We start from the raw sequence: 14,402 nt of genomic DNA, 5'->3' as shown, positions 1-14,402 counted from the left end.
TATATGCTAATTTTGAAATTTCGAGGAGGTCCTTTTGTGGAAACATCAACGATTGAAGTAGAAAAGGCATCAACAATTTTAAAACTGTTAGGTGATAAAACTAGACTAACAATGCTTAAAATGCTTGATTCGCATGATTATTGCGTTTGTGAATTTGTGGAAATTTTCAAAGTAAGTCAGCCTGCAATTAGTCAACACGTACGGAAGTTAAAAGATGCTGGGTTGATACGGGAGACAAGAAGAGGTCAGTGGATTATCTATTCATTGAACAAGGAATGTGAAGTTTTTCCATTAGTTCAGACCTTAATGAATCATCTTCCAAGTCAAGACTTTAAGCTACAAGAATTAGAAGACCAGGGATTACGTATCTCGTGTGAATAATGGAGGTTAGTATTTTGTCACCAGTTATTTTAGCAGCATTGATTTTCATAGTTACGCTTATTTTTGTCATATGGCAACCAAGAGGTTTGAACATAGGCTGGTCCGCCTGTGGAGGAGCCATCATTGCATTATTAGTAGGGGTCGTCGATATTAGTGATGTAATAGAAGTAGTAGACATTACTTGGAATGCAACATTGTCCTTTATCGCAATCATTCTCATCTCCTTGATTTTAGATGAGATTGGATTATTTGAATGGGCTGCCTTACATATGGCAAGGGTCGCTAAAAGCAATGGTATTAAGATGTTCGTATATGTAAGTGTGTTAGGAGCCATTGTCGCTGCTTTTTTTGCAAATGATGGAGCTGCGTTAATATTAACACCAATCGTTTTAGCAATGGTTCGAAACTTGGATTTCAAAGAAAAAATGATCTTTCCGTTCATTATGGCTAGTGGATTTATAGCAGATACAACTTCACTCCCATTTGTGGTTAGTAACCTAGTTAACATTGTATCTGCTGATTTCTTTGATATTGGTTTTGTGGAATATGCTTCAAGAATGATTATTCCCAACATTTTCTCGCTAATAGCTACCGTTAGCGTTTTATTATTTTATTTTAGAAAAAGTATTCCAAGGACATATGATTTATCAAAACTTAGAGAACCAAAAGAGGTTATCAAAGATATAAAAATGTTTCACCTTTCATGGTATGTACTTGCCATATTAGTTATCGGTTATTTTAGCAGCGAATTTATCCATGTTCCCGTTTCAATAGTTGCTGGAATAATAGCAATCTTCTTCATCGTAATGGCAAGAAAAAGTAACGCCGTTGACACCAAAGCAGTTATTAAAGGAGCTCCATGGAATATTGTATTTTTCTCCATTGGTATGTATGTAGTTGTTTACGGGCTTGGAAATGCAGGGCTTACGCTAGTATTAGCAGGCGTTATTGAAGTTGCCGCAGAACAAGGGTTATTCATAGCTACGATGTCGATGGGCTTCATAGCAGCCTTCCTTTCATCTCTAATGAATAACATGCCAACCGTGATGATTGATGCATTAGCGATTGCAGAAACGAGTACTTCCAGTACAATTCGTGAATCACTTATTTATGCCAATGTCATTGGATCTGATTTAGGACCAAAAATCACACCAATTGGCTCACTTGCAACTTTAGTATGGCTTCATGTTTTATCTCAAAAAGGTGTGAAGATATCTTGGGGGACATATTTTAAAACAGGTATTATGTTAACAGTCCCTATTTTGTTTATTACGTTATTAGGCCTATATATTTCGTTATCGTTTTTCTAAATAAACTATTATTTTATATAAAGTTGAAACCAAAGGGGATTACTGATTATGTCTAAAAAAATAATTTACTTTTTATGTACCGGAAATTCTTGTAGAAGCCAAATGGCAGAAGGTTGGGGAAAAAAGTATTTAGGCGAAAAGTGGAAAGTACTAAGTGCGGGTATTGAAGCACACGGCCTAAACCCGAATGCTGTTAAAGCTATGAAAGAAGCCAACATCGATATTTCACAACAAACTTCAGATATTATTGATATGGAAACATTGAATAATGCAGATTTTGTAGTCACTCTTTGTGGAGATGCAGCGGATAAGTGTCCAATGACACCATCTCATGTTAGACGTGATCATTGGGGCTTTGAGGATCCTGCAAAGGCAGAAGGAACTGATGTTGAGAAATGGGCAACATTCCAACGAGTTCGCGATGAAATTAGAGACAGAATCAAACATTTTTCTGAAACTGGCGAATAATATATAAATCTTCAAGAATAAATTCTCTTGGTTCGATTTTTAGACATTTGAGACCACTTTAAATGAGTGGTCTTTCTTTTGGTTAAATAAAACCTGTAAATTACAATTAAATAAAGTATAACTATATTGTGATGGAATACGACTGTAAATATTCGTGAGTTGAACAATATACTTTGTTATTGGTTGTAATGGAAGGGGTATATTAGCATATAAAAAAACCAAGCTAATTATACTTTAGAAATCGTTTGATATTAGCTTGGTTTAAATTTTAACTTTGTTACCTATTTTCCGCTCCCTCTAAGTAGCGATAAAGCGTTGATTTACTGATGCCCGTTTCATTTTTAATATCAAGCAATGTGAATTTACCAGAGTGATACATGGTAATTGCCTTTTTAATGTTCTCATCAGATTTCTTAGGGCGCCCAATGGATTTGCCTTGTTCCTTTGCTTGTGCAATTCCAAGTGTTGTAGATTGTTTTACGATATCGGATTGAAATTGAAGGATATGTAGCATCATATCCTGCAGAGAGAATGTTAAAACTTCATTGCTTTGAATCTCTTCCTTTAAGAAATGAATAGTAACTCCGTCTTTTTCAGCTAGTTTTAAAAGTTCAACGAAATGTCTTGTCGTATCAGCTAGCACAAACATTCTCTCCACCACGATTGTATCGCCATCTTGTAAAGCCATGAGCATGGCTTCTAGTTGTTCCCTTTTCTTCGGTGAACCATGTGATTCACAATAGATTTTTCTACATGGAGTTTGCAAACTGCTGAGTTGATTTTCGCAATGTTCATCATCATATAAAGGCCTTACATAGCCATAAATCATTCTATTCACTCCTAACCTATTCCCGAAAACGTTCATTTTTGGGAATAAAGATGTTATGATAATCAAAGAATTTTAATAATAAAGGAGATTATCATGCAAAGTATAAAACAACAATGGTTTGGAAATGTGCGTGGCGATATATTATCGGGTATTGTCGTTGCACTTGCACTTATTCCTGAAGCCATAGCCTTTTCCATTATCGCAGGGGTTGACCCAATGGTTGGTCTATATGCGTCATTTTGTATAGCTGTCATTATCGCATTTGTCGGTGGCAGACCAGGTATGATTTCAGCAGCAACGGGTGCTATGGCACTGCTTATGGCTCCATTAGTAAAAGATTATGGTCTAGATTATTTATTAGCCGCTACGATTCTGACTGGTATTATTCAACTACTATTTGGAGTTTTTAAAGTAGCGAAGTTAATGAAGTTTATTCCAAATGCCGTTATGATCGGCTTCGTTAACTCATTAGCCATTCTAATATTCCTAGCACAAGTACCACATTTCATCGGTATTTCTACGATGACATATGTATTTGTGGCTGTGACGCTTTTGCTTGTCTATACATTACCACGTTTTATAAAGGTGTTTCCAGCGCCACTTATTGCGATTGTCGGTTTAACGGCTGTTGCACTCTTTAGTGGAGTGAATTTAAAAACAATTGGGGATTTAGGAAACATTTCGCAAACCCTCCCTTCTTTTTTGATTCCTAATGTGCCTTTTACTTTTGAAACACTTCTAATCATTTTTCCTTATTCGATTGCTTTAGCAATCGTTGGTTTACTTGAATCATTATTAACGGCGCAAATTGTTGATGATATGACAGTAACAGAAAGTGATAAAAACAAGGAGGCAAGAGGACAAGGAATAGCTAATTTCATTAATGGATTCTTTGGTGGAATGGCTGGATGTGCAATGATCGGCCAATCTATGATTAATGTTAAGTCTGGAGGACGTGGGCGTTTATCGACACTTGTAGCTGGCTTATTTTTGATTTTTTTAATTATCGTATTAGGTGACTTAGTTGTGAAAGTTCCAATGCCAGTACTTGTGGGAATTATGATTATGGTAAGTATAGGTACGTTTGATTGGAATTCATTTAAGTATTTAATAAAAGCGCCACGTACAGATGCACTTGTGATGCTTACGACCGTCGTAATCGTTGTTTATACACACGATTTATCAAAAGGGGTCATTGCGGGGGTAATTTTAAGTGCGATCTTCTTCGTCGTAAAAATATCGACATTGAAAATTACAAAACAAGATTATCGTTATATTGTAAATGGCCAGCTTTTCTTTGCCTCAACGGATGCTTTTATTGACTACTTTAAAAAAGCAGATATGCAGGAGAATAATATTCAAATTGATTTCTCAAATAGTCGCATTTGGGATGATTCAGGCGTAGGAGCATTATTGAAAGTAAAAGAGATGTTGAGTGCAAATGGGATTAAGGTGGAAGTAGTGGGATTAGATTCTTCAAGTCAAAAGGTAATCACACAATTAGCTGGAATGACATCATCTCATTAAAAGGGTATATAAAGCATGTATAAACATATTTTATTGGCTGCTGATGAATCAGAAAATGCTATTCGTGTGGCGAAAGAAGCAATCAAAATCGCTTCGTGTAATACAGGTTCACTGGTCGAAATCGTGTATATAGCTAATATTGATAAAGCAAAGTCGGAAGTGTTGCATACAAAATCGAATGAGGCATTAAATCTTGAACGGCGAAAAAAAATTCAAAATGTCGAGCAACTACTTTGAGATGCCAGCATTTCTTACAACGTGAGGATTTTACATGGAGTACCAGGACCAGAAATCGTAAAGTATGCGAACGAACAAGTTGTCGATCTTGTTATTATAGGTAGTCGAGGACTAAACGGTCTTCAAGAAATGGTATTAGGTAGCGTCAGTCATAAAGTGATGAAACTTGTAAATTGTCCAGCATTGATTGTGAAATAGATTTATTGTTTCAAGTATTGTATCTGATCAAATGTAGATTTTAACAAGAAAAAGACCGAAATTCAGTTTTTCGGTCTTTTCTTTATACGAGCAATGTAAATAACACTTAATATGTGTTTATATAATTTGTATTTTAAACTGAACTAACCCCTATATTTTATAGAAGATAAGATAGATTTTAAAAAAGTACATTTGCAAAAAACTTTTATTTAGGTCTAACGACAATTATAATAAATAAATTATTGCTTTGCATTCTCTATTTTCCTGTGGTATGTTTCGTCCCCCACTCATGCATTGCATCCAAAATAGGCTTCAATGTCATTCCATACTCAGTTATTGAATACTCAACTTTTGGTGGAATCTGAGGATATACTTTTCGACTTATGAGCCCTTCTTCTTCTAATTCTCGTAATTGATTTGTTAGCATTTTGGGTGTAATACTTACTAGTTCTTTTTTTAATTCCCCGTATCTCATTGTACCCTCCGACATTAGAAACAATAAGATAGTCGGCTTCCATTTTCCAGCTAGGATGGAAAGAGCACCTTGTGTTTTACAGTGTTTAGGTTGCATTTTCATATTAACCTCCTTTAGTATCCTTTGGTATACTATATCACTTTAAAGTGCATACTTACATAATTAATTTTAATGGTATATTATAATTCTAATAGTTAAAAAAGGGGATGAGAATATGAAACTTCGTGAAATAAAAAAAATATGGACGGTAAATGAACAAGAAATTAGTCCTATCCATACCGCTGGACCAGTTCTTGCTCCTGGAAATTGGGTGGATTATGACCCGTTTTTATTATTAATGGAAGATAAATTTGAAAAAGGTGCATTTGATGTGCATCCACATCGTGGTATAGAGACCCTAACATATATCATCGATGGAAGAATTCAACATTATGACAACGCTACTGGTGCGGGAGGAATTCTAGAAAAGGGAGACTTGCAATTTATGACTGCTGGTAGTGGGGTTCTTCATAACGAATCACCACTTGATGGTGAAAAAGTTCATCTCCTTCAACTTTGGGTTAACTTACCTCGTAAATACAAAATGGTAAAGCCCCGTTATCAAAATATGCATGCAAAAGACATGCCTGTTCGTGAGGAGAATGGTGCTTTAATTAGGGTATATTCAGGTTCGTCAGGAGACATTGTATCGAATACACTGAATTACGCACCCGTTACATTTGTAGAAATAGTTTTAGAAAAAGGATCATCCACTATTCAAGATCTTCCAGGTACTTATAATGGCTATATTTATGTATTAGAAGGTAATGGCACATTCGGAGATAATAAAATCGAAGCGAAAAAAGGGCAAGCGATGTGGTTAGGTTCTGCGGATGATGAGTTTAGGAGTGGTATCCATGTTTCTGCAAACGAAAACTTACGACTTATTCTGTTTGCAGGTGAGCCCATCAAAGAACCTGTAGTAGCATATGGACCTTTTGTAATGAATACAGATGAAGAAATACGACAGGCTTATCAGGATTATCGTGAGGGTAAATTCGAAGCTTTAGAAGATTAAGGATTTTGTCTTTTTTTATTCTATTATCTAATAAAATAGGTTGGAGCATAAACAGAATTTCTTCTGCTATATGCCCCAACCTATTTCTTTACCCTCAGCCAGTGAACATTAATCTTTTTTCTAAAGAACTGAAGTTATCTCACGTTCTTTATTTCTTAATCAAATTAACAAACGTGTCTACAAAAGATTGTAAGAATTGAATAGTTCCTTCATTCTTAATTTTGCCGTCTTCATCCAATAATTCTGCTGAATTGGAAATATAGACTTCGGGCTGTTGTACTACCGGCATATTTACTGCCGTTAGTGTTTGGCGTAAATGATGATTGGCACCAAATCCGCCCAAATTCCCTGGAGATTGACTGATAATGGCTGCTGGTTTGCCGTTCCATACATTATCCATTTTGGGACGGGAACCAACATCCAATGCATTACTTATTACAGCAGGTACAGTTCGGTTATATTCAGGCGTTACAAATAAAACAGCGTCAATATCCTTTATTATGTTACGGAAAGCAGTGTATTCTGCCCGAACATTGTTTTCATTATCATAATCTTGATTATAGAAAGGTAAATTACCGATTTCGATAAATTCACTTTCATATCCTTCAGGGAATAAAGTCGCAACATTTTCTGCAATTTTTTTAGAAAAAGATTCTTTCCGCAGACTCCCAACTAAAACACCTATCTTTGTCATTTTATACCAGCCTCTCTTTTCAAAACGTATTCTCCTTTTACCTTGCAAAAAGTCATATACGTTTATACGATCGTTTTATTTTTAACCAACAATATTATTATTACATATATATGTAATAATAAATAGTACGCACTTTAAAGTGATATAGTATATAAAAAGATAGTATATATGGTACTAGAAATGGAAAGTGTTCTTAACTTATTGGTTATCTCTTTAATTTTTTTATCCCTCCATCTTTTTATCGTGACTTCTTGAGTGGATAATACATCCATCCGTCACCGTGCTCGGCAAACCATTTCGTATCCTGTTGAGCATATCCGGTAATAAAGGTTGGGATTTGCTTAGTTGGTTAGGAACTAGATTCGCTCCCATAATGGTTCCATTTGAAGAACGAATTAGTTTCATCATTGCAACTTAGAATATCCGATTTGACCCTTAAATTCCTCCTTTATCTGATTTTTCTCTCAAAAGAAGAACTCCACAAAGTAAGAAGAACAGCTCCAAGAACCATTACACCACCAATCCAAGGTGTATGAATTAATCCGATGGAATCTACGATAAGTCCCCCAATAAATGCACCTATTGCTATTCCGACGTTAAATGCAGCGATATTTAAAGCTGACGCAACGTCCACTGCGGAAGGTACATATCTTTCAGCTAATTGAACAACATAAATTTGTAATCCTGGTACGTTCATAAAGGCTAATAATCCCAAAAAGAAGATGCTGATAATAGCTACCACTTTGAATGGCGCTGTGAAAGTTAATATAACTAAGATGATGGCTTGAAATAAGAACATCCATAATAAGGATTTTAAGGGATTTTTATTGGCAGCTTTTCCACCAATTGTATTTCCAATTGCTACAGCAACACCATATACAAGCAAGATGACACTGACAGCACTTGGTGCAAATCCTGTGATATCTTCTAACAATGGTGCAAGGTAGGTAAACGCTACAAAAGTACCACCATATCCTAAAGCTGTAATCGAAAATGCCAGAAGTAATCGACCGTTAGTTAATATTTTGAAGTTATCACTAAATTTTGATGGTGGTGCTTGTTTAAGATTTTTAGGAACCAGAATGGCACTTGCAATAATAGCAATTACACCTAGGATCGCTACAGCCCAGAACGTTGATCTCCATCCAAAGGCTTGACCAATAAATGTACCCAGTGGTACACCTGTTACTGTTGCAACTGTTAAACCTGTGAACATAAAAGCGATGGCACTGGCCCGTTTGTGTTCAGGAACTAGATCTGCCGCAATCGTTGAACCAATTGAGAAGAATACGCCGTGAGAAAATGCGGTAATAAATCGTGCCACTAATAATAATTCAAAACTTGTCGACAAAGCAGCAACTGAGTTACCAGCAATAAAGACAACCATCAATAGCATTAATAAAGTTTTTCTACTCATTTTGTTGGATAAAGCAGTAAGGATTGGTGCACCAATAGCAACGCCCATTGCATAACCAGATATTAATAAACCAGCTAAAGTAATGGAAATATTTAAATCATCTGCTAATGATGAAAGTAATCCTACCGGTACAAATTCAGTTGTACCAATTCCAAAGGCACTGATGGCCAAAGCCATTAACGCGGCGGTGCCGCCTTTTTTTTCTTGAGTATTTATAGCTGTTGAATTCATAAAAAGAATCCTCCTTTTAATTTTTTAATGGACAGTGTAACTTGGCGCCATTTTAATTCACTGCCTATGAACGCTATTATGGAACATACAAAGCAGAAATAATAGTATGCACTTTAAAGTAACGTAGGAACTTTAAAGTTCCTATGGTTAGTTTCGAGCTGTTATTTCTTGCTTGTGCATGTTATTATCAACTTAATAGATTAAAATGAAAAGTACGCACTTTAAAGTAATGTAGGAACTTTAAAGTACCTATCATAAATTAAAAAGGAGGAACTAGAATGGCTTATAATATTCCTGTAGAAGCAACACTTGACGTCATCGGTGGAAAGTGGAAAGTCGTCATTATGTGTCACTTGATTAAAGGAGAAAAACGAACGAGTGAATTGAAAAAGCTGATGCCCGGCATCACGCAAAAAATGCTTACCCAGCAGCTACGCGAACTAGAAGCGGACGGCGTTGTTAACCGCATGGTATTTGACCAGGTTCCACCGAAGGTCATTTACTCTTTAACAGAGTATGGATGGTCTCTTCGTCCCATATTGGATGCAATGTGCAGTTGGGGAGAAGGGCACATTGAATTAACAGATCAGCTGACATATCAGGAAGTTGAGAATTAAATATCAATAAAAAAGGATTCGAATTGCTAAAAAGCAGCGAGTCCTTTTTTATTGGTTCTATAATATTTGTTGGGGTATCCACACAATTTCAAAAAAATGCACGTAATCACCCAATCTTTTATACTTGAATTGATGCAGATATGGTTTATTTATGAAGCTAGTTATTCACGATAAATTTTGGCAATGGATCTTTAAATGCGCTCCAGTCTTGTTGCATTTCTTGATCTGTTAGCAAACATTGATCTAGTTGTTGCTCGATTTCTGTTCGATTTAGTTCTATACCAATTATCACAATCTCCGTCTGCTTATCTCCAAATTTTTTATCCCATCTATCTTTTAAAGTAGGATCTTCACGAAATGCGTCTTCTTGTATTTCTATTGGTAAGTCTGCAATCCATTCGCCTGCGCCTTGGAATTGAATCGAGGATCCAGCTTGTGATAATATACCTGGCATATTGCGCGTCGCTAGCCAGAAGAAACCTTTCGTACGAACAATTTCGTCAGGAAACTTCTCTAACCATTCGTACCAACGTTCCGGGTGAAACGGAGTTCTTCGTCTATAAACAAAAGAGGAAATACCGTATTCTTCGGTTTCTGGTACATGTTCTTCATTTAATTCTTTTATCCACCCTGCACCTTGACTAGCTTCGTCAAAGTCAAATAAGTTGCGACCTAGTAAAATATTAGGTTTAATAATTCCATTTTTCACAATATGTTGTTCCGCACTTGGATTTAATTTTAATAAAAATGCCTTAAATGTTTCTAAATACTCTGGTGTAACTAAGTCTGCTTTTGTGATACAAAGAATATTTGCAAACTCTATTTGATCAATTAATAAATCAGATACATCTCGCTGATCATAGATATCTTCCGTTTGTTTACGCTCAAATAGTGTTTCTCCACTTTCATAATCATGCCAAAAACGATTTGCATCAATCACTGTTACCATAGCATCCAAATAACAATGTGGAGTTAAATCAATACCTGTTTCTTCATCAATATAGGAAAATGTTTGGGCAACTGGAATAGGTTCACTAATCCCTGTTGATTCAATGACAATCGAGTCAATATCACCAGCAGCGACTAGTTTTTCAACCTCAATCATTAAGTCTTCGCGTAACGTGCAGCAAATACATCCATTCGATAGTTCCACTAATTTTTCTGTTGTTCGTGAAAAACCCTGTTCTTGAATTAATTTAGCATCAATGTTAATTTCACTCATATCATTAACAATTACAGCTATTTTTCTACCATTTCGATTTGTTAATAAATGATTCAATATAGTAGTTTTCCCTGCACCTAAATAACCACTCAAAACTGTAACTGGTATTTTATTCACATAATCTCTTCCTTTCTGTTATTTATTTTGTTTCCCGATGTAAAGTTACACGCTTTAATCGTGATGAATATTTTTTTAATTCTAAACGTTCAGGATTATTCCGTTTATTTTTCGTCGTAATATAATTTTTATCTCCTGTTTCAGTGCAAGCTAAAGTTATTTGGACTCTCATTGTTGTGCCCTCCATCTTTTAAATAGTAATGATTACGATTTAAAGGATATTATTTTTTCTTAATACTGTCAATACTTATTTACTTATTTGGTCATAAAGTTCTCTGAACTAATCTATTAATCTATAGATATAAATTCATTTTGTGTTTGACGAAAAAGTATATAAGAAGTAAAATCCTAAATAGTAACGATTACTATTGAAGAGGTTAATTAAGTAGTTTATAGTCCTACTATGTGGTACCCATTCATATAATTATAATAATGGATTTAAACGGATAATCCTCTAGTGATAAAACATATTCTCTTATACATGATAAACAACACTTTTTCCAGGTTTTATTATAAAAACAAAGAGTTAGGAGAGATTTAATGAATATAGCTACCAAAATCCCTGTTTTTATCTTAAGTGGTTTTCTTGGAAGCGGGAAGACTACTGTCCTCTTGAACATGCTTCAATCTTGTAAGGAAAAAGATCAACATCCAGGAATTATTTTAAATGAATTAGGTCAAGTAAACGTTGAAGGTCATTTATTTGAAGATAAAAAAGTAGTTGAGTTACTAGATGGTTGTATTTGTTGCACGATTCAAGATGACTTAAAGGATACCATGGATAAATTGATTGCAGAAATGGATAGCAATCCTTTGGATGTTTTATTTATAGAAGGAACAGGGGTGGCAAACCCATTAGAAATACAAGAAGCATTATTGAGTAAACCTTATATTGATCAGTTTGAAATAATGTCTATAATTACGGTTCTTGATGCTAGTCATTATTTAGAATATCAAAGTGTCTTCTCTAGTTCAGCTGAAGTTCGGAAGCTAATGAAGGAACAAATGATTTGCGGAAGCATATTACTGCTAAATAAGACAGATCTTATCACATCAGAACAGCTTGACAAAGTGATACATAAAATCATGAAAATATCTGGAAATGAAAAGGAAATAGTGAAGTGTACACATGGTCAAGTAGATACCGACATGCTTTTCGAAAAGCGTTATCAATCAATTCTTATTAGTAAACAACATTCGGATACTGATCACCATCATCATTCCACTGTACAAGCAATAAAGTTAGAGGATTTTTCTTACTTACCACAAAAAGCATTTGAAAAATGGCTTAATCAGCTTCCAAACAACGTTTTGCGAGGAAAAGGGTTTGTTGAAATTAAAGGCTCTGATCAACTTTATAGTTTTCAATATGCTTCCAAGAAGACAACATTCACACCGGTTTCATCCTCTTTAAATAAAAAGCCTATCGTAATTTTGATAGGTGTAGGTTTAGACAATGAGCAAATGAATAATCATTGTAAGCAATTATTAGAGGGAACACTAAAATAGGTAAATCTTTTTTTGTAAAGAATGAATATAATTTTTCAGGATATTGGAGGACTCTATGAGAGATCAAGGAATTTCATTATGGAAACAAACAATTGGTCTACTAGTCTTTGGTGCTATTGCTTTTTCCTTTCTTGCTGCAGAATACATACAAATTCCATTTGAAATTCCTAAATCATGGCTAAATGTATGTACTATATTTTTAAGCATAATATTAGAGGCGTTACCTTTTGTATTTCTTGGTGTATTTGCCTCAGCCTTAATTCAAACTTTTGTTTCAGAAAAAGCTATTCAGAAACTTATCCCTAAAAATCCTCTTATTGCTATTATCCCAGTCGCTTTATTGAGTGCAGTTTTCCCAGTATGTGAATGTGCTATTATCCCAGTGGTGAGAAGGTTAATCAAAAAAGGGATGCCATTGCACTTAGGAGTTATTTTTATAGTAGGATCTCCTATATTAAACCCAATTGTTTTTGCCTCTACCTATTATGCATTCCAATCTACACCAGGTATTGCTTATGCTCGAATGGGTCTTGCCTTTATATTAGCCATTTTAATAGGTATCCTGGTTTACGTCTGCTATCGAAATAGTAATCAGTTAAAATGGACAACAAATGAGTTTTTGGATAGTTCTGTACTGGTGAGCGAAAGGAATACTTCTAAACTAAAATTGTTAATGTTTAATGCAAGTGACGAATTCTTCGACATGGGAAAATACCTTATCATCGGCACAATTTTAGCAAGTTTGTTTCAGACTTTTTTCAACAGAGAAATATTAGTTAGTCTTGGTACTAGCGATATAGTCTCCCCTATCGTGATGATGGGTCTTGGCTTTATCTTATCTCTTTGCTCGGAAGCAGATGCTTTTGTTGCATCTTCGTTTGCGCACACATTTTCTACCGGATCACTCCTAGCATTTTTATTATATGGACCTATGTTAGATTTAAAAAGTTCATTAATGCTGTTTGCATATTTCCGTGCTAAGTTTGTCATTGGCTATATGATTATTATTACAATATCTGTGTACGGGATAATTTTAATATTTCAACATTTAATCTTATGAGGTGGGATAATGCAAAAAGAACGGGATTATAGTTTTCATATATTACTACGAGGAATTATATTGATTGGCTTCTTTCTATTAGTCTTTAAGTTAATGTTGACTGGTAATATTCAAAACTTTATTGCACCTAAAATGATACCGTTTTCCTATTTTTCTATCATTGTATTATTGGTATTAGGAGTTATTCAAGTTTGGAGAAGTAGCTCCAAAAATAAGGTGGAGTTATATTGTAATTGTGGTTTTGATCATAACAACAACGGATCATTCTTTCAAAGTTGTTTTATTTATTCATTATTCATATTACCTATACTTATTGGATTATGGTTTCCAGATATAGTTTTGGATAGTTCAATTGTAGCGAAAAGAGGAGTCAATTACGGGTCGAATTTGTCTACGCAAGTATCAGAATTGAATGGAGAAGCTTCTTTCCCTTCTGACGATGTTGTAATAAATAATGTGAATGCCTTAGGTGAAAATAATGATGCTTCTATAACATACTTATATGATAGCAATGAAGCCCCAGTAGTTTATAAAAATAGAGAAGAATTGAAAAATGACCTTTTAAGCAGTTATAAAATCGTTGTTAAAGATGAATATTTTTTAGATGTATTAGATATAATTTCCAATGATTTAAACTCCTTTATAGGCAAAGAGATGGATATTGTTGGTTTTGTTTATAAAGAGCCTGATTTTAAAGCGGATCAATTTGTAATTGCCAGATTCGCAATCTCTTGTTGTGTTGCTGATTCTTCTGTCTATGGTATTGTAGCGACAACTGATATCTCTCACCCTGTAGTAATGGATGAATGGATTAGAGTAACTGGAATAATATCAAAAACCAATGTAAACGATTGGGATTTACCAAACTTGCAAATAACCGATATAAAAAGAATTGAGCAACCTGAGGATCCTTATGTATATGAAAATTATATGCCTTAATGTGATTTATACAGACACAAGATCAAGAAATACCTAATAAAATCCAAGTAGGGCCCAAAGGCATCTACTTGGTCTATTTATGGAAAACTAGTTTTTGTGGAAGAACGCATTTAT

15 protein-coding genes and 2 pseudogenes are annotated in these 14,402 nt (G+C 34.7%); 10 read left to right on the top strand and 7 right to left on the bottom strand.

The annotated features are described in order from the left end of the window. Window positions 1–36 precede the first annotated feature (36 nt). The 3 genes from ACTSKG_RS13960 to arsC are packed head-to-tail and all read left to right on the top strand — an operon-like array spanning window position 37 to window position 2,159. The gene (locus ACTSKG_RS13960) at window positions 37–381 is read left to right on the top strand and encodes an ArsR/SmtB family transcription factor (RefSeq protein ID WP_464755162.1); all 345 of its coding nucleotides are present in this window, start codon (window positions 37–39) and stop codon (window positions 379–381) included. Then, the gene (locus tag ACTSKG_RS13955; protein WP_464755161.1) at window positions 381–1,691 is read left to right on the top strand and encodes an arsenic transporter; all 1,311 of its coding nucleotides are present in this window, start codon (window positions 381–383) and stop codon (window positions 1,689–1,691) included. Before ACTSKG_RS13960 ends, ACTSKG_RS13955 begins: the two co-directional genes overlap by 1 nt. A gap of 48 nt (window positions 1,692–1,739) precedes the next feature. After that, complete coding sequence (arsC, locus tag ACTSKG_RS13950) at window positions 1,740–2,159, top strand: arsenate reductase (thioredoxin) (RefSeq protein ID WP_464755160.1); 420 nt, start codon at window positions 1,740–1,742, stop codon at window positions 2,157–2,159. A 277-nt stretch (window positions 2,160–2,436) separates the two neighbouring features. Here the strand turns inward: arsC and ACTSKG_RS13945 are convergent, their stop codons facing one another. Then, complete coding sequence (locus ACTSKG_RS13945; protein ID WP_464755158.1) at window positions 2,437–2,988, bottom strand: recombinase family protein; 552 nt, start codon at window positions 2,986–2,988, stop codon at window positions 2,437–2,439. Between the two features lie 90 nt (window positions 2,989–3,078). Between ACTSKG_RS13945 and ACTSKG_RS13940 the strand changes: the two genes are divergently transcribed. Both ACTSKG_RS13940 and ACTSKG_RS13935 read left to right on the top strand, forming a co-directional pair. Then, the gene (locus tag ACTSKG_RS13940; RefSeq protein ID WP_464758038.1) at window positions 3,079–4,515 is read left to right on the top strand and encodes a SulP family inorganic anion transporter; all 1,437 of its coding nucleotides are present in this window, start codon (window positions 3,079–3,081) and stop codon (window positions 4,513–4,515) included. A gap of 15 nt (window positions 4,516–4,530) precedes the next feature. Further along, a pseudogene (locus ACTSKG_RS13935) lies at window positions 4,531–4,950 on the top strand (universal stress protein). Between the two features lie 256 nt (window positions 4,951–5,206). On the opposite strand, the gene ACTSKG_RS13930 reads toward ACTSKG_RS13935, so the two are convergent. Next, window positions 5,207–5,527 (bottom strand): winged helix-turn-helix transcriptional regulator, encoded by a 321-nt coding sequence (locus tag ACTSKG_RS13930; protein WP_464755157.1) that lies wholly within the window; start codon window positions 5,525–5,527, stop codon window positions 5,207–5,209. Between the two features lie 112 nt (window positions 5,528–5,639). On the opposite strand from ACTSKG_RS13930, the gene ACTSKG_RS13925 reads away from it, so the two are divergent. Next, on the top strand, window positions 5,640–6,482 hold the full coding sequence (locus ACTSKG_RS13925) for a pirin family protein (RefSeq protein ID WP_464755156.1): 843 nt from the start codon (window positions 5,640–5,642) through the stop codon (window positions 6,480–6,482). A gap of 148 nt (window positions 6,483–6,630) precedes the next feature. Here the strand turns inward: ACTSKG_RS13925 and ACTSKG_RS13920 are convergent, their stop codons facing one another. The 3 genes and pseudogenes from ACTSKG_RS13920 to ACTSKG_RS13910 form a co-directional block, all read right to left on the bottom strand. Next, the gene (locus ACTSKG_RS13920; RefSeq protein ID WP_464755155.1) at window positions 6,631–7,176 is read right to left on the bottom strand and encodes an NADPH-dependent FMN reductase; all 546 of its coding nucleotides are present in this window, start codon (window positions 7,174–7,176) and stop codon (window positions 6,631–6,633) included. A 256-nt stretch (window positions 7,177–7,432) separates the two neighbouring features. Beyond that, window positions 7,433–7,572: pseudogene (locus ACTSKG_RS13915) on the bottom strand (LLM class flavin-dependent oxidoreductase); the annotation flags it as partial. 52 nt (window positions 7,573–7,624) lie between these two features. Then, window positions 7,625–8,824 (bottom strand): MFS transporter, encoded by a 1,200-nt coding sequence (locus ACTSKG_RS13910; RefSeq protein ID WP_464755154.1) that lies wholly within the window; start codon window positions 8,822–8,824, stop codon window positions 7,625–7,627. Window positions 8,825–9,102: 278 nt separating this feature from the next. Here ACTSKG_RS13910 and ACTSKG_RS13905 point away from each other — a divergent pair, with 278 nt between their 5' ends. Then, complete coding sequence (locus tag ACTSKG_RS13905; protein ID WP_464755153.1) at window positions 9,103–9,441, top strand: winged helix-turn-helix transcriptional regulator; 339 nt, start codon at window positions 9,103–9,105, stop codon at window positions 9,439–9,441. Between the two features lie 157 nt (window positions 9,442–9,598). On the opposite strand, the gene ACTSKG_RS13900 is transcribed toward ACTSKG_RS13905, so the two are convergent. Further along, entirely contained in the window at window positions 9,599–10,780 is a 1,182-nt protein-coding gene (locus ACTSKG_RS13900) for a GTP-binding protein (protein WP_464755152.1), read from the bottom strand. 22 nt (window positions 10,781–10,802) lie between these two features. Beyond that, complete coding sequence (gene rpmG / locus ACTSKG_RS13895; RefSeq protein ID WP_464755151.1) at window positions 10,803–10,967, bottom strand: 50S ribosomal protein L33; 165 nt, start codon at window positions 10,965–10,967, stop codon at window positions 10,803–10,805. A gap of 353 nt (window positions 10,968–11,320) precedes the next feature. On the opposite strand from rpmG, the gene ACTSKG_RS13890 reads away from it, so the two are divergent. The 3 genes from ACTSKG_RS13890 to ACTSKG_RS13880 are packed head-to-tail and all read left to right on the top strand — an operon-like array spanning window position 11,321 to window position 14,288. Next, window positions 11,321–12,289: a CobW family GTP-binding protein gene (locus tag ACTSKG_RS13890; RefSeq protein WP_464755150.1), complete on the top strand. Its 969-nt coding sequence runs from the start codon at window positions 11,321–11,323 to the stop codon at window positions 12,287–12,289. A 55-nt stretch (window positions 12,290–12,344) separates the two neighbouring features. Then, window positions 12,345–13,349 carry a permease gene (locus ACTSKG_RS13885; RefSeq protein WP_464755149.1) on the top strand — a complete coding sequence of 335 codons (1,005 nt, stop codon included), beginning with the start codon at window positions 12,345–12,347 and terminating at the stop codon, window positions 13,347–13,349. Between the two features lie 9 nt (window positions 13,350–13,358). Further along, the gene (locus tag ACTSKG_RS13880) at window positions 13,359–14,288 is read left to right on the top strand and encodes a TIGR03943 family putative permease subunit (RefSeq protein ID WP_464755148.1); all 930 of its coding nucleotides are present in this window, start codon (window positions 13,359–13,361) and stop codon (window positions 14,286–14,288) included. Window positions 14,289–14,402 lie beyond the last annotated feature (114 nt).

The sequence above is a fragment of the Psychrobacillus syltrankelensis genome (assembly GCF_055454035.1).
Note: the sequence above shows the minus strand (reverse complement) of the source record. Positions and strands in the feature narration are given on the sequence as shown.

Coding starts and splice junctions, on each gene's coding strand:
- ACTSKG_RS13955 (WP_464755161.1), top strand. CDS start 381: ATGGAGGTTAGTATTTTGTCACCAGTTATTTTAGCAGCATTGATTTTC.
- arsC (WP_464755160.1), top strand. CDS start 1,740: ATGTCTAAAAAAATAATTTACTTTTTATGTACCGGAAATTCTTGTAGA.
- ACTSKG_RS13945 (WP_464755158.1), bottom strand. CDS start 2,988: ATGATTTATGGCTATGTAAGGCCTTTATATGATGATGAACATTGCGAA.
- ACTSKG_RS13930 (WP_464755157.1), bottom strand. CDS start 5,527: ATGAAAATGCAACCTAAACACTGTAAAACACAAGGTGCTCTTTCCATC.
- ACTSKG_RS13925 (WP_464755156.1), top strand. CDS start 5,640: ATGAAACTTCGTGAAATAAAAAAAATATGGACGGTAAATGAACAAGAA.
- ACTSKG_RS13920 (WP_464755155.1), bottom strand. CDS start 7,176: ATGACAAAGATAGGTGTTTTAGTTGGGAGTCTGCGGAAAGAATCTTTT.
- ACTSKG_RS13910 (WP_464755154.1), bottom strand. CDS start 8,824: ATGAATTCAACAGCTATAAATACTCAAGAAAAAAAAGGCGGCACCGCC.
- ACTSKG_RS13905 (WP_464755153.1), top strand. CDS start 9,103: ATGGCTTATAATATTCCTGTAGAAGCAACACTTGACGTCATCGGTGGA.
- rpmG (WP_464755151.1), bottom strand. CDS start 10,967: ATGGAGGGCACAACAATGAGAGTCCAAATAACTTTAGCTTGCACTGAA.
- ACTSKG_RS13890 (WP_464755150.1), top strand. CDS start 11,321: ATGAATATAGCTACCAAAATCCCTGTTTTTATCTTAAGTGGTTTTCTT.
- ACTSKG_RS13885 (WP_464755149.1), top strand. CDS start 12,345: ATGAGAGATCAAGGAATTTCATTATGGAAACAAACAATTGGTCTACTA.
- ACTSKG_RS13880 (WP_464755148.1), top strand. CDS start 13,359: ATGCAAAAAGAACGGGATTATAGTTTTCATATATTACTACGAGGAATT.